The 22,736-nt window shown below is 39.1% G+C and carries 16 protein-coding genes; 3 read left to right on the plus strand and 13 right to left on the minus strand.

The annotated features are described in order from the left end of the window. Window positions 1–50 precede the first annotated feature (50 nt). A complete protein-coding gene (locus GQO80_RS08805; RefSeq protein ID WP_157208108.1) occupies window positions 51–557 on the plus strand; it encodes a hypothetical protein in 507 nt (168 codons plus the stop codon). Between the two features lie 218 nt (window positions 558–775). On the opposite strand, the gene GQO80_RS08810 is transcribed toward GQO80_RS08805, so the two are convergent. The 9 genes from GQO80_RS08810 to lysA all read right to left on the minus strand — a co-directional run bounded on the left by GQO80_RS08810 (window position 776) and on the right by lysA (window position 10,412). Next, window positions 776–1,651, minus strand: coding sequence for an ester cyclase (locus GQO80_RS08810; RefSeq protein ID WP_157207985.1), 876 nt, complete (start codon window positions 1,649–1,651; stop codon window positions 776–778). A gap of 242 nt (window positions 1,652–1,893) precedes the next feature. Then, window positions 1,894–2,403, minus strand: a complete 510-nt coding sequence (locus GQO80_RS08815; RefSeq protein WP_157207986.1) for a YybH family protein — start codon at window positions 2,401–2,403, stop codon at window positions 1,894–1,896. A 126-nt stretch (window positions 2,404–2,529) separates the two neighbouring features. Next, window positions 2,530–3,480 carry a nuclear transport factor 2 family protein gene (locus GQO80_RS08820; protein WP_157207987.1) on the minus strand — a complete coding sequence of 317 codons (951 nt, stop codon included), beginning with the start codon at window positions 3,478–3,480 and terminating at the stop codon, window positions 2,530–2,532. A gap of 128 nt (window positions 3,481–3,608) precedes the next feature. Beyond that, complete coding sequence (locus GQO80_RS08825; RefSeq protein WP_157207988.1) at window positions 3,609–4,547, minus strand: NAD-dependent epimerase/dehydratase family protein; 939 nt, start codon at window positions 4,545–4,547, stop codon at window positions 3,609–3,611. Between the two features lie 162 nt (window positions 4,548–4,709). Then, window positions 4,710–5,210: a nuclear transport factor 2 family protein gene (locus GQO80_RS08830; RefSeq protein ID WP_157207989.1), complete on the minus strand. Its 501-nt coding sequence runs from the start codon at window positions 5,208–5,210 to the stop codon at window positions 4,710–4,712. Window positions 5,211–5,278: 68 nt separating this feature from the next. After that, window positions 5,279–6,088: a hypothetical protein gene (locus GQO80_RS08835; protein WP_157207990.1), complete on the minus strand. Its 810-nt coding sequence runs from the start codon at window positions 6,086–6,088 to the stop codon at window positions 5,279–5,281. Between the two features lie 164 nt (window positions 6,089–6,252). Then, window positions 6,253–8,136 carry a tetratricopeptide repeat protein gene (locus GQO80_RS08840; RefSeq protein WP_157207991.1) on the minus strand — a complete coding sequence of 628 codons (1,884 nt, stop codon included), beginning with the start codon at window positions 8,134–8,136 and terminating at the stop codon, window positions 6,253–6,255. Window positions 8,137–8,155: 19 nt separating this feature from the next. Beyond that, window positions 8,156–8,899 carry a LytR/AlgR family response regulator transcription factor gene (locus tag GQO80_RS08845; protein ID WP_157207992.1) on the minus strand — a complete coding sequence of 248 codons (744 nt, stop codon included), beginning with the start codon at window positions 8,897–8,899 and terminating at the stop codon, window positions 8,156–8,158. Window positions 8,900–9,176: 277 nt separating this feature from the next. After that, entirely contained in the window at window positions 9,177–10,412 is a 1,236-nt protein-coding gene (gene lysA / locus GQO80_RS08850; protein WP_157207993.1) for a diaminopimelate decarboxylase, read from the minus strand. A gap of 199 nt (window positions 10,413–10,611) precedes the next feature. Between lysA and sucC the strand changes: the two genes are divergently transcribed. After that, on the plus strand, window positions 10,612–11,802 hold the full coding sequence (sucC, locus tag GQO80_RS08855; protein ID WP_157207994.1) for an ADP-forming succinate--CoA ligase subunit beta: 1,191 nt from the start codon (window positions 10,612–10,614) through the stop codon (window positions 11,800–11,802). 56 nt (window positions 11,803–11,858) lie between these two features. On the opposite strand, the gene GQO80_RS08860 is transcribed toward sucC, so the two are convergent. Then, the gene (locus GQO80_RS08860) at window positions 11,859–12,251 is read right to left on the minus strand and encodes a DUF1456 family protein (protein ID WP_157207995.1); all 393 of its coding nucleotides are present in this window, start codon (window positions 12,249–12,251) and stop codon (window positions 11,859–11,861) included. Window positions 12,252–12,622: 371 nt separating this feature from the next. Between GQO80_RS08860 and GQO80_RS08865 the strand changes: the two genes are divergently transcribed. Then, entirely contained in the window at window positions 12,623–13,030 is a 408-nt protein-coding gene (locus GQO80_RS08865) for a TerB family tellurite resistance protein (RefSeq protein WP_157207996.1), read from the plus strand. Between the two features lie 67 nt (window positions 13,031–13,097). Here GQO80_RS08865 and uvrB read toward each other — a convergent pair whose 3' ends face one another. From uvrB to GQO80_RS15760, 3 genes are read right to left on the minus strand one after another with little or no spacing between them, the layout of a single operon-like run. Continuing rightward, complete coding sequence (gene uvrB / locus GQO80_RS08870; RefSeq protein ID WP_157207997.1) at window positions 13,098–15,101, minus strand: excinuclease ABC subunit UvrB; 2,004 nt, start codon at window positions 15,099–15,101, stop codon at window positions 13,098–13,100. A gap of 27 nt (window positions 15,102–15,128) precedes the next feature. Continuing rightward, window positions 15,129–17,450 (minus strand): T9SS type B sorting domain-containing protein, encoded by a 2,322-nt coding sequence (locus GQO80_RS08875; protein WP_157207998.1) that lies wholly within the window; start codon window positions 17,448–17,450, stop codon window positions 15,129–15,131. 57 nt (window positions 17,451–17,507) lie between these two features. Further along, the gene (locus GQO80_RS15760; protein ID WP_198037749.1) at window positions 17,508–22,622 is read right to left on the minus strand and encodes a T9SS type B sorting domain-containing protein; all 5,115 of its coding nucleotides are present in this window, start codon (window positions 22,620–22,622) and stop codon (window positions 17,508–17,510) included. Between the last annotated feature and the right edge of the window lie 114 nt (window positions 22,623–22,736).

The raw sequence follows: 22,736 nt of genomic DNA on the forward strand, positions 1-22,736 counted from the left end.
TAATGAAGAACGTAATCCTTGGACTTATTTTTTTAAACGCAATACTAACGATGGCTCAAACAGATGAAAAATTACCGTATCACGAAATTCCCGAATATTCCGAAGCATATACGGCTAATTTGGTAGTTGCCAGAATGGTTGATGGTTTGGGCTTTCGATATTATTGGGCAAGGGAAGGGTTGCGTGATGAAGATTTGAATTACAAACCCAGTGAAACGGGACGGGCAACTTCAGAAACCATTGAGCATATCTACGGCTTGACTAAGGTTATTAGAAACAGTATTTTAAGTGATGATAAGGACACTATTAAACAGGAACTTTCTTTTGAGGATAAACGCAAACAAACATTGGTAAATTTAAAAGCAGTATCCGATGTTTTAAGAAACAACGAAACGCCTTTTCAATTAGAAACCTCTGAAATCCCTTTTTGGAACCTAATTAGCGGGCCTATTTCCGATGCGCTTTGGCATTGCGGCCAAGTGGTATTACTGCGTCGTGCATCTGGAAATCCATTCAGTTCAAAAGTGAATTTATTTACAGGTAAAGTGAGGCAGTAACATTTAAAATCTGCCTTTGCTTTTCTTGAACCTACATTTACTATATGGTAACCCCGATACCATAAACCAAAAGCTACACCTAAATTATTCAAGGTTATATACAGTAAATTGTGTGGCTAATGGTTTTTTCCATGAAATTTTTATGGCTTACACTGGTCGGTTTTCGGCTTGCCCGTAATCATTGATGGTTTTATTGATACAACCGACTTTAGATTGCGTTATTTTTTTTCGGTGTCGGCCAATTTTTTGGTGTCCACGTATTGTTGAAACGCTACAATTTTTCCATCTTTCAACGTCCATAAGTGTGCTGCTTGAGCATTGTAGGCGTTACCACTTTCTTTGTTTTTTGCATCATATCTTAAGGTTGCCAACACTTGGTTGTTGCTCATTTCGTGAAGTTCGATGTTGGTCAATTTAAAATACTCGTGTTCCGCTCCAAGGCGTGCAAACACCCCGTTTACTACGGCATCGGGCCCTATGTAAGAGTTGCCATCTGCGAGTTTGTTGCCTTCGGCTTCGTTCCATTCAATTTTGGTGTCCATATAAGTTAAAACTGTAGGAATATCGCCTTTGGAAAACGCTTTGTAGAGTTCATCGATTGTGGTTAGGTTATTTGGGTCGGATACCAGTCCTAACTGCTGCATAAATTGGGTGTTATCCATAAAATCCTGTTCTTGTGAAATCCGCCCATTTTTCATCAGTACCAATGTAACGCCTTCTATGTCAACCAGTTTTCCGGTGGGTGGAATCCCAAAAAAATTGCCGGTATGCGTTCCTTTAAAATTCCAATGTTTTACAATTTTGTTGCCTTGACCGAACACATCTTTTACAGTAAATTTAACATCAGAAAAGCCCGTTAGGAAATTTTGGTAGTAGGCTTTAAAATCTGCAATGCCCACAATATTTCCGGTATTGTTGATTTGTACCACATTGGGGTCGAAGTTTTTATCGCTAATGAGGTCGATTTGCCGTTTGTTAACAATGTTGTCCCAAACTTGCTCATACATTTTAAGGTCTTTTTCGATGTTGCTTTTTTGGGCAAACGCTGTGGTGAGGCTTAAAAAAGCGATGGTTAATATTATGGGTGTTTTCATTTTGATTATTTTTTAATGGTGAAGCTAAATAGTTATAAACAATAGCGCACGAGATGTAGTCCTAAGTTTCTATCGCTGATTACTCTGAATCCAAGAAGTGCAGCTATGATGGGCGATTTTGAGTTATTAGAAAACAAAAGACCGTTTTACCTAAAAACCTCAGACATTTGTTTTTTTAACTTTACAAATGAAACAGCCTTTCAGTAAGTTTAAAATTGTGGTTTTCCAGTTTATACGGTAGTCTATTCATGAACAGGCACCGGCGCATTGGCACTCCACATGCCATAAATTGAAATCCATTTTCCGTTGGCATCTCTTTCCAGTATTTCGGTATATTTCCCAATATCGGTTACAATGCTACCGTCTTCAGCTTTGAATTTTAGTTCGAAAGTACCAATTTCATACCCTAAATTACCATCGTTTTTGGCATCGATGGTTTTTACGGATGCCGCTATTAAACCGGCATCAATAGCACCTTGCCAATAATTTTTAATGTTTTCTCTACCTGTTATTATGGCTTCGTTAGGAGGTAGGAGCGATGCGGTTTCGGTGTAAAGGTTGGCTGCCGCTGTGGCATCTTTAGCCATTAACGCTTTTGCAAAATTCCTGTTCATTTCACCGAGTTCTTCCACCGTTGCCACTTTTGGTGTTTCGGCATTAATGATTTCTTTGTTGTTTTGTTTGCAGTTGGTAATGCTTATAAAAGCCATTAAAACAACAAAACTTGTAATGGTTATCCTTAAATTTTTCATTCTTAAACTGGTTTACAGTTATTAATGTAGGGTTGCAATTAAAAAGCAGCCAAATACCCATAAGTGGAATTCGTTTTTGGCGATTGGTTTTTTGCAAGAATTTGGCTGCTTTAAAATGCAAATAGCTTATTTAGCGCTTAATAAAGCTGGACTGTAATAGGCCATTTCAGCTACTATTTTTCCATCGGCATCAAAGCTATTGCTGAAATGCATGGGTAGCGAAATTGCTTTTTTATCCGATTTTCTGATTAAATGATAGTTCCACCACGACAGTACTTCACGGCCATTGTTCATTTCATATTCCAAATAATCGGGATAGCCAATCATTTCGATGCTTACAATTTCATAATCTTTTAAAAATTTAGCCCAATCTTCCTTAATTTCGGTTTTGGTAAGCGATTTGCCAAATTCTATATTGATATCCATAAATTTAGCATCGTCGCTATAATAGCTCATGGTTTTGTCAAGATCGCCATTTTCATAAGCATAGGTTAATTTTCTAACGGTATTGATGTTGTCGTGGTGGTTGTAAATAGTGCCATTGGTTCTAACGCTGGTGCTTGAGCCTATTTCATCAAAAATACTTTCGTTGCTATAACTAATTGCGGTTTGTATTTTATTGTCCTTGTTTACAACATACAATCGGTGTACTGGCATATTTATTTTTACACCTGTTGTTTTGTGCATGCCTTTTAAATCTTCCCAGGTTTGTACCCAAACCACGTCTTTGTCATTGTCTTTTTTATATTCAATAGCATCGGGATATGCGCCATTTGTGCGTGTTATAGAAAAATAATCGAGTGCATCCTGCCACCCTTTAACACTTTTTATAAAAGATTCTTTATCTTGACCTTTATCAGTTCTGTTGGTTTTTACGCCATTATAAGCTTTAAAATCATCGGCTAGATAACTGGCTACTTTATCGGCATCTCCAGCTACAAACGCTTTGGTCATGGCTTCAACGGTAGTAATGGCAGGATGATCGATGTAAACGGTGCCATTTGTTTTTTTCTGTGAAAAAACGGCTGTCATGCTTAAAAAAGCGATTACGAAACATAATTTTGTTGCTCTTTTCATAATTTTAGTGTCGGAGTTTATCGTGCTGACGCTGCACTTTTTGTTGTTGGTTTATAATAGGGTTATTAAGTTGTTGAAATTTTTTCTTTTGAATTTTTGGAAGCTTCTGCATGTTGCCACCAATTTCTTTATTTCGAGTATTCGTTTAAAGTTGATTCTATGGGCTGAAAATGCATTCCCAACTCCCGTTCTGCCAATTGGTTTTCATAAATTAGCTTTCCTTGATTTTTTGGTGGTTGGTTATTCAGCATCAACGAAATATCCGAAACGGCATAGCTTTCACTACTCAACAAATAGTTTTTTCCGTGCAATCCAAAAAGTGTTGCGGCTTTATAAACGGCCTCTGCAACATCCTTCACATCTACAAGTGCCATTTCCGCATTGGTGTCGTATAGCATTTGCACAAACGGGTTGGGTGCCATTTTGTTTTTAAATAGATATTGCAACCCTGTTGAAGTGGAATCTTCCCTTTTTGATAACGATTTTCCCATAACGCCCACTGGCGAAACGGAGGTGATTTCAAAGGAAAGGTCTGGATTGTTTTCAATAAATTTTTCAACCGTTTGGTTGGCCATAAACTTTGCCTGCGCATACGGATGGCTTCCCTCGCTTATAAAGGGCGTATCGGTTTCGCTGAAGGTATCGGTGCTGGTTTTACCTCCTGCGGGCAAAGGGAAATTGGTGTTATAGGCGGCAACCGAAGCTACCAATACCACTTTTTCGATGCTCGGGGTGCTGTTAACTACTTCCAAAAAATTAATGGTACCTTTAATGGTTGGGTCGAACAATTGGGTTTGTGGGTCTTGAACATCCAATATAAACGGTGTGCCACAGTGGATAACAACATCGCAATCGCCCACAAATTCTTTTAGGGTTGCTTTATCGGTTACATCCAATTCGCTGATGTATAAATTATCGGCATGGGCCAGCACCATCAAATGCTCGTATTTGTCTTCACGGGAAATATTGGTTGCCGATACTTTTACCTGATACCCATGGTTTAAAAATGTTTTGGTGATGTAGCTACCTATGAAGCCCGAACCACCTATTATGCCAGCTTTTTTCATTTGAAACTAATTTTTTTTCTGAAACAGAAACGTGTTAATAGTTATTTAGAGAAAACAGACAGCGGAACAATTAAAGAGTGACTAATTCCTTGTAATTACAAAATGAAATAAGTGTTTTACAACATGATGCTTGTGTTAAACTGCCTGTTTAGGGTTTGGTTTTTAATTTTCTATAGCTGCTTTTTCGGCTTCAATGGCTTGAAGCTCCAGAACAATTGCAGAGGCGTCCCACATACCTATTTCCCTAACAATTTTACCATCAACAAAACGATAGGTTAAATGGATGGGAATGTCAAATTCCTTGTTGTTGGCGGCCAAAGTGCCTTTCCAGTTTAACCAGCAGTTTACCCAGGTTTCGCCATCATCGGTCAATACCATTTCGTATTCTGGGTCTTCATTTGTAAAACCTCTATTAGAATAAATAACATCGTTAGCTTTGTGATATGCAATGGTTTCTGATGGCGACATAAATGCTTTTGAAGAGTTAAATAATGTTTTTGATGTATCTGCATATATGCTAACATCATAATTTTGATTATTGTAATTCTCAATTGCTTTTTTTACGATTTCAATCTCTGCTGATTGTTGTGTATAGCGTTGTTGTTGCTTGTTGCAAGCTGTGAACAGCACTATTGCAAGTCCTACTAAAATTAGTTTTTTCATTGTTTTTGTGTTTGGTTAAAACCTCAAAAACTATCGTGGTAGGTGAGGTATATTGACTGGTTGGTGGTTTATTTGTTAGCGATGTATCCCAAATCTGGACGCATTTCGCCGGCATGCACCTCGTACCTGGCAATAGAACTAAAAAGTTCGTCAAACAGTTTTTTGCCTTCATCGCCATATTGTGCTTCTGCTTCATCGCTTGTTTTTAAGTAATCTTGCGCATCTTTGGCGGCAATTACGGCCACAAAGTATTCCTCTGGCGAACCAAAACCGCTATGAAATATCCTGAATTGTTCTTTCAGTCCTTTTTTTGCGTAAAAGTCTTTAATGGCCTTTATTTTTTCTGAAACCACTTTGGAAGTTGAAGGCGTTACATAAAAGAAGTGGTACTTTCTATAATCGTGTTCGGGAGTTGTAGCGGTTAAGCCATTGGGCATGTATGAAAGCGCACCGTTTAAATAAATTACGTTGTCGGTATGTTTGTCATAACAGGCGTTAAAGCGATCAAACAGTGCGTAAAAGCTGTCCTTTCCCATTTTTTCCATAAGTGGCGCCAATGGGTTTTCATCAAAATCGGCCATGTTTTTTATTGGGGCGATAGTTAAATACCTCCCATCATCCATTCTTGCAGAGGTCCAATCGGCATTTTTTAGGTCGTGTTTTTTGCAGGCTTCCACAAAATCTTTGGCGACTTTTTCATACGATGCTTGCAATGCAGGTTTTACATAATCGGTATGAATCCAATAGGCCTGGTTTTGAGCGTTTACAAACAGTGTTGCCATTACCATAATGAATATGGTCAATAACTTGTTTTTCTGAATTTTAATGGGTTTACGTTTGTTTTTTAAAACGGTGAGAAGCGTTGTTTTTGTTTTCATGATTAATAGCGTTTTATGGATTAATTGTTTCTAAGTAACGCTTAATAATCAGTAATGAAAAGTGGGTTAGGACGAAAGAGGTATAATAATGTCCGAAGCCTATGTTTTAATTATCGGATTTGTAAATTATTGAAAATGAATATGAAAGACGAAAAAGCATTGGGTTATACAGATGGTTTTAGCTGAAAATCGAAAATAAAGGTGGTGCCATTTTGGTTTGCTTCCTGCATTGTGCCATTAAGTTGGCGTGTAAGTAGGGCAATAAGTTGCGAACCAAAACCGGTACCTTGGGTTATTTGTGATTTTCCAATACCGTTATCGGCGACTTCCAGGTGGAGCATGTTATTATCTTGTTTTTCAAGTTTGATGGTAATGGTGCCCGTATCGGTTTCAGGAAAGGCGTATTTAATGGTGTTTGTAAGTAATTCGTTGATAATCAACCCTAAAGGAACAGCAGTGTCGATATCCAAATCGAGGGTTTTCATGGCTAGATTTAAACGCACTCTGTTCTCGGCACCAAAACTGTCCAATATATTTTCGCTTAAATTTAAAACATAATCTTTCATTTCAATTGCGCCCAAATTTGTGCCCTGATATAGTTTTTGGTGCACAATGCCTATGGAATTTACGCGATTCTGGCCTTCAAGCATCGCTTCCTTCGTGTTTGGGTCGTTAATTTGTGCCGATTGTAATGCCAATAAACTAGAAACCACTTCCAAGTTATTTTTCACCCTGTGGTGCACTTCTTTCAGTAACAGTTCAATTTCGGCATTTTTGGTTGCCAGTAGTTTATTGGTTCTGGTTCGGTTACGGTAACTTATCAAACCAAAAATCAATAATCCTATTAACAATGCTACCAAACCAAAACTTAGTATTTGTATATTTCGTTGATGTGAAATTCTATCTTCTTGATTTGCAATGGTTTCTTCTTTCTTTTTGGTTTCGTATTGTGTTAATAGCTCCGACATTTTTGCATCACTTTCAACCGAAGCAATGCTATCTTTTAGCGAATATGCTTTTTGTTTAAAGTTTAAAGCCGCTTTATAATCGCCCAATTTGTTGTAAATGGTACTTACATGGTTGTAGTTTTCAACCAAATTGGAAACATCGTTATTGGCCTCTTGTAATTTTACGGTTTCTAATTGGTAGGTTAAGGCGTCGTTATAGTTGCCCAAAAGCAGGTTGACCTCGCCCAAATTTGCTGTTACGGTGCTAATGGCATTTTGGTAGTTGGCCGCTTTAGCCAAAGCCAAACATTTCTCATAATTTTCTAGGGCTTTTGGGTAGTTTCCTATTCGTTTAAATGCATTGCCTAAGCCGTTTGTTACATCGGCTTCTGTGGCTAAACCCATTTTTTGTTCTTGACATATTGTTAAGGCCTTTTGGTAGTAATCGCGTGATTTTTCAAATTGGTTCATGGCCATTGCTACATTTGCAGCATTAAAATTAACATAGAATTTCTCTGAAGTCAACTTGTACTTTTCGGCTATGGCAATGGCTTTTTCGGCATATTCCAATGCTTCTGTTAATCGGTTTTGTCGGGTTAAATCTTCTGAAACCCGGGTTAAGGCATCACAAATACCCGGTTTGTCATTTAAGGCTTCCATAATTTTTAATCCCGAAAGGTCTTTTTGAAGGGCTTGTTCTAAATCGCCATTTTTTTTATCGACCCATGCCAGTTTAAAAAGGGTGGTTGCTTTACCCCGTTCATTTTTAATGGCTTCGTAGCCTTTTATGGCTTTGTTGAAATATATGCTTGCCGAATCCAGTTGCAATAAGTTGGCATGCATCCTGCCTTGCATTTCGTAAAATTTTGGCTGCCAGTTTTTATCGCCTGTTTTTTCAGATAATTGCACCCCCTGTTTCGCGAATTTTAAAGCTTCTGAAATATCTTGAATGAATGAAGCTGCAACCAAATCGTTTAAAATAGCCAATTGTTTGTTCGTGTCTTTTTCTGAAAGTAATTTGTTTTGAAGTGCTTCTTTTGCTGTTTCCTGACAGAAACCTATTTGGCAACAAACAACGAATAAAAACAAAATTTTTTTCATAAAGACCCTCGAATACTGTTTAAACTTTTTGGATGTACTGAAGCAACTGCTTTTTGGATTCGGTACTTATTGGAATGGCCTTTTTTGAAATAACAATGTGGCTGGTTGCAATTTCGTCTATTTGGCACAGGTTTACGATAAACGAACGATGTACGCGTATAAAATGGTGGTTGGGTAGTTTGTCGTCCATGTCCTTTAGCGTGGTTGCCAATAAATATTCGCGGGTATGGCAATGGATGCGGCAGTAGTTGCGTTCTGCCTCAATGTAAAGAATGTCCTTAATGTTCACTTTTACCATTTTTTCGTGGTGGCGAACAAAAATACAATCGCTTAAGATATAAGGAAAGGTTTTATCTTTTTCGGTTGAAGCTTCAAGCTCTTTTTCCAATTGAAATCTGTTAACTGTCAGTTCGATAGCCCGTTGTAAATCCAGTTTTTTGAAGGGTTTAGAAATAAACGCATAAGGGTTGGTGGTTTTTGCTTCGTTAAAATGGGCTTCGTCTGCATTTGCCGTTACATATATTATAGGAATGTTGGCATCCTGTTGTATAATGTGTGCCGTTTCAATGCCCGTAAGTTCGCCTTTTAAATGAATATCCAACAAAATAATATCGGGTTCGTTCTGTTTAATGTGTTCCAGTGCATCTTCACCCTTTAGCATGATGCCGGTAACTTCGTATCCCAGCGCAGTAAGTTGTAATGACATGTTGGCGGCAATAATCATTTCATCCTCTACAATCAGTATTTTAATAGGTTGGTCCATTATTTTTGATGTATTTTAAAATGAATACATAGAAAGCCAGCACACAAAACCTGTGCGCTACGTGATGTAAAACCAACACTTGAAAATGCATTGAACATGTGAGTCTTTTTTCTTTTAACTGCTATTGACAAAAAGACTTAGGGGAAAAATATATGTAATATTAAAGAAAATAATGAGTATTAACAAATTTATCGTTAAAAATTCATAAAAAAATTCGTTTTATAAAAAAATGCTCACCAAATGAGGAGCATTTCAAAAAATAATATAATTCATGTTTTTATTTCACCAAATCCTTTTCTTTTTTGGTTGAAAAATCGATGGCTATTTGGTTGTTCAAAATATCGTCAAAGGTTTCCCTTTTTCTAATTAAATGGGCTTGGTTGTTGTGCCATAAAACTTCGGCAGGACGAAACCGGGAGTTGTAATTGCTCGCCATTGAGAAGCAATACGCGCCCGCATTTTTAAAGCATAACACGTCGCCTTCGTTTATTTCGTTGATCCTGCGGTTGTTACCAAAGGTATCGGTTTCGCAAATATAGCCTACCACGGTATAAAAACGCTCGCGCCCTTTTGGATTTGAAATGTTACTTATTTCGTGGTGCGACCCATAAAACATGGGGCGTATTAAATGGTTAAATCCAGAATCGACCTGTGCAAAAACCGTTGAGGTGGTTTGCTTTACGGCATTCACCTTGGTTAAAAAATAGCCCGATTCGCTTACCAAAAACTTTCCGGGTTCAAAGGCCAAGGTTAGGTCCTTGCCGTATTCCTTACAAAAATCGTTGAATTTGGTGGACAATTTTTTGCCCAATTCCTCGATATTGGTTTCAATATCACCTGGTTTATAGGGTACTTTAAAACCGGAACCAAAATCGATAAAATCTAAATCTTTGAATTGTTTTGCGGTTTCAAACAAAATTTCACTGGCATACAAAAACACTTCAATATCCAAAATATCGCTGCCCGTGTGCATGTGAATACCGTTTATGGTCATTTTGGTATTCTCAACAATGCGTAAAATATGGGGAATTTGGTGAATGGAAATGCCAAATTTCGAATCGATATGTCCCACGGAAATATTCGCATTTCCACCGGCCATCACGTGCGGATTGATACGGATACATACCGGAATTTTTGGGTGTTTCGTGCCAAATTGCTCTAAAATGGAAAGGTTGTCGATGTTTATTTCAACCCCTAATTTAGCGGCTTCCTCAATTTCTGACAGCGACACACCGTTGGGGGTAAATATTATTTGACTGGGTAAAAAGCCCGCTGCCAACCCCAACTGCACTTCTTGGATGGAAACCGTATCGATGCCGGCTCCTAGGTTGTTAAAAAGTTTTAATATGGAGATGTTCGATAGGGCCTTAACCGCATAATTTATCTTTAGTTTTTTTACGCTCTTAAAGGCGTTGGTAAGCCTTTTGTACTGACTTTCAATTTTTTCGGCATCGTAAACATAAACCGGACTCCCAAAATCCTGTGCTATTTTCAGCAATTGATTTTCCAACATAATTTTCAAATTTTTGCCAAAGATATTTCTTTACAATAAATAAAAAAGAAATAACTTAAAAATTATACACATTAAACAAAATGTTAATTATATAACATTTTAATTAGTCGTTTTTCAAATATATCGTTTTCGTAATGAAATATTAGGGTAAGTTACCACGATTATTTACATTTGTCCATCTTAAACTATTTAGCAAATTATGAATTTACACGAATATCAAGGTAAAGAAATATTAAGCAGCTTTGGCGTGCGTATCCAACGCGGTATTGTTGCTCAAAGTGCACAAGAAGCAGTAACAGCTGCAAAACAATTAACTGCCGAAACTGGTACTAGTTGGTATGTTATTAAGGCTCAAGTTCATGCAGGTGGCCGAGGAAAAGGTGGCGGAGTAAAACTTGCTAAAAACCTTAAGGAAGTAGAAGATATTGCAGGAAAAATTATTGGTATGAACCTCATTACTCCGCAAACTTCCGCAGATGGAAAAAAAGTGCACCAAGTGTTGGTAGCCGAAGATGTGTATTATCCAGGTGAAAGCGAAACCAGCGAATTTTATGTTTCTGTATTACTGAATAGGGGTACAGGTCGTAATATGATTATGTATTCAACCGAAGGCGGCATGGATATTGAAACCGTTGCCGAGGAAACACCCCACTTAATTTTTACCGAGGAAATTGACCCAACTGTGGGTATTTTGCCATTTCAGGCAAGACGTGTAGCTTTCAATTTAGGGTTATCAGGAACAGCTTTTAAAGAAATGACGAAGTTCGTTACGAATCTTTATACAGCTTATGTAAAATCGGATGCCTCGTTGTTTGAAATCAACCCGGTTTTAAAAACAAGCGATAACAAAATATTAGCCGTTGATGCCAAAGTAACTATTGATGACAATGCACTTTACAGACATAAAGATTACGTTAATTTACGCGATATACGTGAAGAAAGCGCTATTGAAGTAGAAGCTGGCGCCCTAGGCTTAAATTATGTAGATTTAGATGGAAACGTGGGCTGTATGGTAAACGGCGCCGGTTTAGCCATGGCCACCATGGATTTAATAAAACAAGCAGGTGGCGAGCCAGCAAACTTTTTGGATGTTGGCGGTACTGCCGATGCAGCGCGCGTAGAAGCCGCATTTAAAATCATATTAAAAGATCCCGCTGTAAAAGCCATTTTAATCAATATTTTTGGAGGTATTGTACGCTGCGACCGTGTGGCGCAAGGGGTTATTGATGCTTATAAAAACATGGGAACCATCAACGTACCCATTATTGTGCGTTTACAAGGCACCAATGCCGATATAGCAAAAGAGCTTATCGATAATTCCGGTTTGGCCGTTTTAAGTGCCACCGAATTTCAGGAAGCTGCCGATAAAGTACAACAGGTATTGGCTTAATTCCTGTGGATACCGATAGCTATCGGGAAGGCATCTGATAAACAAAAAGAGCAACCTTAACCGTTGCTCTTTTTGTTTGTTTTAGAGTGTAGTAAGCTTTTCTTTTTTATAAACTTCTTTTGTGGCGCTTTCGCGGAAGCTTCGCCTTGTTTGCCTACCGTTTTGGAGTTTGAAATTGCTTCTTTATTGAAATTTGTTTTTTCTTCCCTTTTGGAATTGGAACCTTTTGGTGGCATGGGCCCACGCAAATGAATAACCAGGCCATTTAAGAAATTCCGCAAAATCTGGTCGCCACATTCCATATATTTTGGGTGGTCCTCGCTCCTAAAAAAGGCACCAAGTTCACTTTTTGAAATCCTGAAATCAACCAGTTCTAAAATCTTAACAATATCATCGTCCCTAAGCTTTAGGGCAACCCGTAATTTTTTTAATATATCGTTGTTTGTCATACCTAATGTTATGTCCTTATTTTAACCTTACCGTTTATCGATACCGTACTCCAGACAATGCTTTTCTAGCGTTTTTCAAATTTTTTGTAAAGATACTTTAAAAAAAGGTAAATATTTTGATAAGGTTGTATATTTTTAGGTATTTTAAAACACTATTAATCAATTAGTTATGCAATTATTTTTATGTTTTTGTATTTTTCAAATTCATTAAAAACCAACCAATTATAAGCACGATTTATTTTTTTTTGAGATGAAATAAATAAAATTCACGACCAACTGCGTGCGTGTTTTCGATAAGTTACCAAATATGCACGATTATCAAATTAAGGTTGTGCGTATCTTTATGTTATAATAAATTAATCCCTTGAGCCATGATTAATAGAGTTGAAAAATTAAGTCTTTTGTCGGAAATGATAGCTTTCGCGAAGTACGACAAAGATATAAAGCATATAGAATATAACTTTTTGTTGGGTGTTGCAAAACAGCTTGAAATTTCGCGTGAAGATTTTGATTATCTTATTGAGCATCCCATAAATTATATCCATTTAAAATCGCATAGTGAGCGCATTGTGCAGTTTCACCGTTTGGTGCTGTTGATGAATATTGAAAATCAAGCAGATAACAACTCAAAAGGTGTTATAAAACTGTATAATTTTGGTTTGCGCATGGGGTTGAGCCATGAGTCCATTACGAAGGTTTTATATTTAATGGAAAGCTTCCCAAATAAAATAGTGCCACCCGATGTGTTGATCGATATTTTTAAAACACAATATAATTAGGGTTTATTGCTAAGATTCCTAATGGTGTTCTAATAGTTAACCTATTGGTTTTAGAAAAGCTAAATGTTTATGCGTTTAGCTTTTCTAGTTTTTCTTGAAACTCTTTTATCTCATCACGCAATTTGGCCGCTACAATAAAGTCCAATGCTTTGGCGGCTTCTTCCATAAGTTTGCGTTTTTCACGGATTTTCTTCTCAATGTCAGGCTTGCTTAAATAGGCACTTTCAGGTTCGGCCGCTTTTCTGGCTTCCAATTCATAGCTATACGTGCTTATGGAGTTTTTTGTTAAGGCGTTGTCCAAACTTTTGTTCAATGCTTTTGGTGTTATGTTGTGCTTGGTATTGTATGCAATTTGTTTTTCGCGCCGGTAGTTGGTCTCGTCAATGGTTTTTTGCATGCTGTTGGTTATTTTATCGGCATACATAATGGCTTTACCGTTTAGGTTTCTGGCTGCCCTACCAACGGTTTGGGTCAATGAACGTGCCGAACGTAAAAAACCTTCTTTATCGGCATCTAAAATGGCAACTAGCGATACTTCTGGTAAATCTAAACCTTCACGCAGTAAATTCACGCCAACCAATACATCAAATAAGCCTTTGCGCAAATCTTGCATAATTTCCACGCGTTCTAAAGTGTCAACATCACTGTGGATGTACCGACAGCGAATTTGGATGCGTTCCAAATATTTGGTTAATTCTTCGGCCATTCGTTTGGTAAGCGTGGTTACCAATGTGCGTTCATCCTTTTCAACCCGTTGCTGGATTTCCTCAATTAAATCGTCAATTTGGTTTAAGCTGGGGCGAATTTCAATTTCAGGATCCAACAACCCCGTAGGTCGAATTACCTGCTCTACATATACGCCATCGGTTTTTTTCAATTCGTAATCGGCTGGGGTGGCACTAACAAAAATAACCTGGTTCTGTATGGCTTCAAATTCATCAAATTTTAAAGGGCGGTTGTCCATGGCAGCGGGCAATCGAAACCCATATTCTACCAAATTTTCCTTTCGGCTTCTGTCGCCACCGTACATGGCGTGCACCTGCGAAATGGTAACGTGGCTTTCGTCGATTACCATCAAATAATCCTCTGGGAAATAATCCAATAGGCAGAACGGTCGTGTTCCGGGTAAGCGCCCGTCCAAATAGCGCGAATAGTTTTCAATGCCCGAACAGTAGCCCAATTCCCGTATCATTTCCAAATCAAATTCCGTGCGTTCCTTTAAGCGCTTTGCTTCCAAATGTTTGCCAATTTCCTTAAAATAATCGTATTGTTTTACCAAATCGTCTTGAATGTCGCGTATGGCTCCTTGCAGTGTTTCGGGCGACGTAACAAACATATTGGCGGGGTAAATGGTCAATAAATCGTATTTTTCAATAACGGCATTGGTTTCAATATTAAACGATTCCATGTCTTCAATTTCATCGCCAAAAAAGTGTATTCTAAAAGCATCATCGGCATAACTTGGGAAAATATCAACAGTATCCCCTTTTATTCTGAAGGTACCATGGTTGAAGTCGCCTTCGGTACGCGAATACAGACTTTGTACCAATTGGTGCAATAGCTTGGTTCTGGATATTATTTGGTCTTTTTTTAGGGTGATGACGTTTTTTTGAAATTCTACAGGATTTCCAATGCCATAAATGCAAGAAACCGAAGCCACTACCAACACATCGCGACGGCCAGAAAGTAGGGAAGATGTGGCACTTAACCGCATTTTCTCAATTTCTTCGTTAATGGATAAATCTTTTTCTATAAAAACACCCGATACTGGAATATACGCTTCGGGTTGGTAATAATCATAATACGAAACAAAATATTCTACGGCATTGTTAGGGAAAAATTGCTTAAACTCAGAGTACAATTGTGCCGCCAAGGTTTTGTTGTGCGCTAAAACCAAGGTTGGCTTTTGCACTTCCTGTATAACATTGGCTACGGTAAATGTTTTTCCCGAACCCGTTACGCCCAACAAGGTTTGGTACTTTTCATGGGCTTTTAAGCCGTCAACAAGTTGTTTGATGGCTTGCGGCTGGTCGCCCGTGGGCTTAAATTCCGATTCGATTTTAAACTGCATAATGCAAAATTACGGAAAAAATACGTGCTAGCGTTTTAAGGAAAAATGGCCTTTAAAAATACGGCCATCTGTTAGGGTAACCACATACCAATAATCGTCGTTTGGAAGCAATTTACCCCTAAAAGTACCATTCCAACCCGCATCGGAAGGTGTAATTTGCTTAATGAATTTTCCGTAGCGATTAAAAATCTTAATATCAATATCATTATTAAATTGGGCGCTAACACCTAAAGGCTTCCAAGTATCATTAAAACCATCGTTGTTTGGCGTGAAATATTTCGGAAACCCTAAAACAGCAACACCTTCTTGGATGGTTCCGCAGCCATTTAGGTCGTAAACATAAACCGTATGAAAACCTGCGGGCATATTGGTAAACGTATTTTCGTTTTGAAAAATGGGCGTATCCAAAGCAAATTGGTAATCGCCTTCACCAGAAACTGTTATGGTAACCGTATTGTTTGATGAAACTTGACTAACTAAAATGGCATCAATGGTCGCTGTGTTTGAGGGAACTACGGTAATAGTTCTACTTGCAGAACAGGTATTGGCAAACGTAACCAAAACGGTGTATGTGCCAGCTTCGTTAATTTGTATAGAAGGTGAAACACCGGAAAGCAAAACCGAATTTAAAAACCATTGATAGGTTGGGTTATTGCCCGAACCATTTAGCAAACCGGCACTTAAGGTTATGGTGCTGGGATAGGAGTTTAAGCAATAGGTTGCTGTTTCGTCTGGAAGAAGTTGTGGTGCTGTTTTGGCTGTTAATGTTACTGTGCTTAACGCATAACAGGAAGTGCCATTTTTTATTTTCACATAAAGCGTTTCAGAAAAGGGCCTGGTATTTTGGTAATTTCCAGTAAGTGCATTGGTTTCATCAAAAAAATCATTTAAGGTTTTATAGAATGAAATGGATGCATTGGCGGGTATGTTGGGCTGAATGATGGTTGTTAAATCGTTTAAATTGAAAGTGGCGAAACCATCATTATTGGCATCACAAGCTTCAAAAGGCAAAATGCTTACATTATTGGCAGCAACATCCAAGGTTATTTCCGTAATAGCGAAACAGCCATTTTGGTTTTCAACACGTGCATAAATTATCTGTTGGATACTGGTATTGTTAAAAGAGGCCGGATTTGTAATGGTATTGCTAGCCTGTTGCGCATCTGCTAAAGTTATAAAAAATCCTGTAAGCGAAAGTGCCGGATCATTATTGGTAAGGGTTTGTGTGGCATCGTTTAGATTGTAGGTGGTCAATCCATCTTGGTTGGCATCGCATGCCATAAGCGTGGTAGGATGCACTATGGGGTTTTGTGCATATTCAATTTTAATTTCACCATAAGACGTACAGGTGTTTAGCAATGTAATTTCAACCGTGTAAATTCCGGCATCCATAACGTTGAAGGTTGCCATGGTTTCACCCAAAATTTCGCTCCCATTTTTAAACCATTTGTAGGAAGTGGCGTTGGGGTGGCTCGCATCAAGCAGCAAATTTTCATTTTCGCAAAGCGGATTGTTGGTGGAAATCAATCGGTCGTTGCCCAAATCGGTACTCAATTGAAAACTGCCAGCTTCCAGAAATACCGCCGAATCATAGCGGTAGTTTTTTTCATCGGCAATAACCAGTTTTACATGGTACCTTTCATTGGGAATTGTATTTGCAGTAGCTGTAAGAACAGTGGTTTGACCGTTAAAGTTAATAGGGGCCGTAGCATCGTTCCAACTGCCAAAATAGCTTTCGTTTTGTGCGGCACAACCATTGGGAATGTTGGGGTGTACCGCGGTAACCTTTACAGGCGTTTGGGTGTTGGGGATTAAGGCGATGTTGGTATAGAAAGGATCATTGACGTTTTTTATCAAGAACCCGAACAAATCGGAATATTGGCACGTAATGGCGTTGTTTATTTGGTACTCTTCGGAAGCAAACAAATACCGAAAACTAATTTGTGATGCTTCGGAAGTGAATTCAAACTCGATACTGGTAGCGTTTATGGTGCTGTTTTCGTTTAAAGCATTTTCCAAATCCCTATCACCTAGCCAGTTTGGGGCGTCGTCATCGCTCAAAAAAGTATTGGGGCCTTCAACATTAGCCAACCTTCCAGTGCTTAAAACCACGCCACTTTGAAATGGAAAAGTGCTTCCGTTGGCATTAAAATAACCATAGCTCTGTTCAGAACCGTTAAAATTGCCACCGCTTACGTTGGTAACCCTTACGTTACTGATGCAGCTGCTGTTGATTAAAATGTTCTCTATAAGCTGTTGTGGCGTATAGGTTTGACTGTCCACTCGAACGTTCTGGGAAAACAGGTTCAAACAAAACAGAAACCCTAGTATTTGCAAAAAGTATTTCACTTATGGCCTATTAAATTGCAAATATAAGCGACTTGGGGTTAAAACGGGGTAAACGGTCTATCGTTTTAAGGTGAAATGTCCTGAATATTGCCTGCCATCTTCTAAAAAGAGCTTGAACCAATAATCATCGGTGGGCATTTTGGCGCCATTAAATGTGCCGTCCCATCCTTCCGATTTAACCGATAATTGTTTTAATAGCTTACCATAGCGGTCAAAAATATAAATGGTACTATTGGGTTGGAAGGAGGCATTTATGCCTTTTATTTGCCAAAAATCGTTATAACCATCTCCATTGGGCGTAAAAAATTTTGCGTGCCCAATTACCGATATATCCAATGTGGCTACCCCGCAAATGGCATCTTGAACGTAAATGGTATAAAACCCGGGCTTCACGTTTGTAAATAGGGGCTCGGTTTGGTAATTAATAAATGCAGATCCTGCTTCCCTTAGTGCAAATTCGTAATTTCCCTTTCCTAAATTGGTGGTATTTATGGTTACGCTGTTGTTTTCGGAGAGGTCAACTATGGTAACATCATTTTGTGTAATGGTTGCTTTTTCCGAAGCTTTTACATCCATTTCTCGGGTTCTTGAACAGCCTGTTCCATCGGTTTTTGTTAAACTAACGGCATATTTTCCAGGCGTTGATACAGAAAGTGTTTTGTTGTGCGATGGAAGCGGTGAGCCCTCAAAATACCAATTATAAATAAACGATTCTGATGCATTTGCCTCAAAAGGGTCTAGTTCTACGGTAAATGTTGGGTCGGAGGTGCATACTATTTGAGGCGATGCCACCGTAAAGTTGGGTAACGGATTTACGGTAAGGTTTATGGTTGTTGATGCCGTACAGGTTGTGTTTAACGGATTTACAACGGTGGCATCAATGGTTTGTGTTGCAGTATGTAGCGGATTGGGCAACGTGGTGCTGTTGGTTATGAAATTTCCTTGTTCATCTATATAATTAAAATAAACGGCCATACCGGTTTGCGAACCCAATATGGTGCTTTTAAAGGTGGAAGTATCAAACGGAAAGCGTCCGTCATCATCCACATCTCCCAAATCGCCATCGCATACGGTTTGGGGCATTACAGGATTTGCGATGGGCTGTTGGTCAATTTTAAAGGTTACCGTGGTTTCGTCATAACAAGCCCCATCAGGATCGAATGTGCTGTTATTGGTAACCCGCACGGTCATAATTTGGTTTGTTGTAAGCAGCGGGTTTGGTAAACTGGCGGTATTGATAACAGTGGTGCCATCGGTATCTAAATAGGTGTAAAGCATGTTAACATTGGCGAGCGACTGACCGTTAAGAATGGTCGTTTCAATGGCTGAAGTATCGAACGCATAAAAACCATCGTTGATAACCGAATCGTTATCGCAGGCTATTTGAACAGGAACAGGATTTGCTATGGGCAACGCTTCAACAATTAACAGGTTTTGGAATTCTTGTAAACCCAAACAGGTGTTGCCCAAATCGCTTTTAACGCGTACCCAAACACTTTGGGCATGGGGTGAATTCGTGTTTTGGTGATGAGCAATATCTGCGATTGCGTTGGTTTCCAATTGGGCATCCAACGCGCTTTCATAAAAACTTGCAGTAACTGTAAAGGTTGAGAATATGGTTGTTTCAATATAATTTTTGAGATTGGTAAGATTGAAGGTAGAAACGCCATCACGAACGTTGGCACCATCATCACATTGATGAAGCGCTGTTGGGTTATAGGTGCTAAGTGCCGCACTTGAGGGGGAAACTACAAGTGTTAACGGTACCACCCTAAAACAGCCATAGGGGTTTTCAGCACGAATCCAAACGGTTTCCGGCACAAAGCCCAAACCATCTTGATAATTTGAAGGATTTGGTATGGGCGTTCCTAAATTTTCAGCATCAAATTGTGTTAAGAAGTATGAGAATGTTAGATTTTCAACGATGTAATTTGGGTTGATTTCTGCTTTAATGCTATCCAATTCTAAGTTGAAAAACGCTTGTCCGTCGTTTGAAGCATCGTCGCATTGCGAATAGTTTCCGGGAACATTGGCAGAAGGCAACGCATGAACCGTGAGCGTGATTGCATTGGTATAGTGCCCACAACTGTTGCCCATAGCATTTAAAAACGCTCTGTATTTATTGGTATTATACGCTAAAGGTGTGTTTGTAATAGTTAAAAGGGCCGTTTGCGAACCACTGTAAATAGCATTGTCTAATATGGTATTCCAGTTAATGCCATCGGTACTTACTTCCCATTGCACGGTATCAAAACTGGGCGACACCATTGTAATTGTGGTGGTTGATAGTTCACAGATTTCGGTATCAATAGGTTGGTTGGTTATTGAAATAGGTGCAGAAATCAGGTAATTGGCATTGGGGATGCTGTACCCATCAAGAGCATTTGTTACCTTCCCAGCTATGTTGGTGGCTACCGCGTTATCGCCCAATAGGCCGTCGGCATTGGCATCAGAGAAACCGGCCTCAACCACATCGCTACATCCATCGCCATCACTGTCTAAATCGATATAACTAAATTGGGTATCGGTATCTAAATCGTTAAGCGTGTAACCCATTACATTGCTATCGGGTGCAGTTTCGGCGTTGTCATCCCATCCGTTTGTGCCTATTTTGGTGTTTATATTATCGATAATGCCATCAAAATTGGTGTCGGGTAAACCGCTTCCCGATTCTTCCAAATCGTAAATGCCATCATTATCGCTATCTAAATCATAAAAATCGTACACACCATCGTTGTCCGAATCTCGTGGAACCGTTATGTTGTAAATATCATCCCATCCGTTTAAATCGGCATCTGTTCCCGATAAGGGTACTAATTTCCCTTGATTTTCAACAAAATCGGGAATGCCATCGTTATCGCTATCCAAATCGAGCGCATCTTCAATACCATCGTTATCGGTATCCAAATTAAAACAGTTTAGTGAAATGTTGCCCGTAAATGTGGAAGAATTTGTAATGCTGGACGATCTATGAATAAAGGAAAAACCTTCTACCTGGTTTGCCAAAAACTGAAAAGGCCTAGGGCCGTTTGGGGTTGGGTTTAATTTGAAATGAATCTCGGAGCCGGAAATTTGTGTGATACCTGTTTCAAAAACGCCATCAAAATTGGAATCTACCAACAGACGATTGTCCGGGTCTATCAATGTGATGTTTTTGTTGGCAGGTGCAATTTTAGCAATGAAATAAGCATCAGCATTGATGCTGTTGGTAACGCCCGAAGCTTCGGTAAACGTTACATGTACGGGTTGTGTAAACACTAGGCTGTAATTGCTCTCTGCACTGGCATCTGGTTGTACGGTACTGGTAAAATTGCCTTGGGAAGTTCCTGTGAAGGTGTTGGTGGCATTGCCCGAACTATTATTCTGGACAAAAGTTGCCGATGGTATGGTGGTGTTTATGGAAGCATCTTGAAAAACCAATTGTGGTGAAGCAACGTTGTCCATAGCAATAGTAACATCGCCTTTTGATTCGGTGCAATTTAAAATGCCATCGTTATCATTGTCCACATCCAAATTATCAATAATGCCGTCGTTGTCAATATCATCCGGACAAATACTGATGGGTACTTCAACCGATTCTAATTTTTCGCCCGTACAGGCAATAACACCGATAAGTTTGTATTTACCCGGAAGTGTTGGCGATATGTTATCGGCTGAAATCATTAAATCAACATAACCGCTTCCATCATCAAACAACCATTGAAAACTATCAAAATTTTGGGCGTTGGCAGCTTCCAGTTTAAGGTTGTTGCCTATGCAGTTTCCTTTGGCGGTAAATTGTGCATTAAAATTAATTTCTGGTGCCGTAGGGAATCCGGAATAGAAACTTCCGGAGGTGGCAGCACCGTTAAAATTGAAATAGGCACAATACAGCTCGTCGGTACTTTGTACGGAAACGTTTCCTGTTAAATTCAATACTTTATAGGTTACATAATCGGGTTTGCCGCTCACGGTATTGGGACCACTTGTTGAAAAATTTGAGAGCGGTAAATTATTGATGGTAATGGTGGCAGTAGCTTTTGTAACAATGGAAATGCCTCCTGTATAAACCAAATTGCCAATGTTGGTAATGTTGGCAATATTGTCCAGATTTCCACGGGTTTCGCAGCTTAAGGGCGGTACAAAAAACATGCCTTGGTTGGCTTCGCTGTTTGTTGCGCCAACCCCTTGATACGCAAATACAGGTTGCGAGGTTTGTACATACATATTGCCGGCACTGGTATATTGGTTTCCTTCTATTAAATAATACTTGCCCGCATTGATGGTGCTAATTACAGGGCCTCCATTAATGCGAATGGTGGTGTTGTCGGTATGGGCCACAAGCAACACGTTTTCCCAGCCATCATTACCGCCACCCCTTACAAAAATATATTCTGTTCCAACTTTTGATGCATCTACAATTTGGTCGATACCGTAATCACGTGCTGTACCATTATGGAAACTTCCATTGGCAGAGCCACAGTTTACCACGATGGGCTTATCGGATGTTACCAAACAACCAATAAGTCCGTCGCGGTTGGCAATGCTTTTTAAACTGTTGGTGGCCAATACATAGGTTTCTCCTTTGTTCAAAGTGGTAACCACAGGAATGGGACCCCCATAGTTTTCAATGATAAGACCGGTTGGCAAATTGGAAAAGGTAACTCGGGTATTGTCTTCACTGGCCATTACCGAAACAAAATTCAAATAATTATCCTGCGGATTTTCATTGGTGTAACTACCCACCCTAAAGGTTGTGCCCAAAGCGGCCACTCCTTTACTAACCAACGCGCCTGCCTGCGAACCGGCATTGATGCGCACCGAAACATATACCACATCTTGCGCCTCAATGATGAATCCTTTGTTGTTGAAAATGGCACTGCTTACGTTGGCATTAACGAACAACTGCGAGTTTCTGTCGTCACCAATTTTATAAACAAAGGGCGTGTTTTTTGAAACAGTGCCCAAAATATAACCGGCTGCAGAGACACCAATAGGTTTTATGGTGAAATTGACGTTTGCATTATTGGGTGTTGAAATATAAATATAATGATCTTGTGGTGCCGATGACCCCGTTCCCGATTCGGTTAATGGTGGAATGTAATGGGTTTTACTCAGTTGGCAAAAACCTAAACAGGTTGAAAAAAGGATTGCTATTAATAAAACCCTTTTGTAAAGATTTGGAGTGCCCATGTATTGTTTAAGGTTGATTCGTTAGTTGGCCTGTTTTAGCGTGAATGATACACTAAATTAAAGCATTTAATTAATCTTAGACAGAAAAAATATAAGAAGGTTTATTCTTTTAGA

The sequence above is a fragment of the Mariniflexile maritimum genome, assembly GCF_009746565.1.
GTDB lineage: Bacteria > Bacteroidota > Bacteroidia > Flavobacteriales > Flavobacteriaceae > Mariniflexile > Mariniflexile maritimum.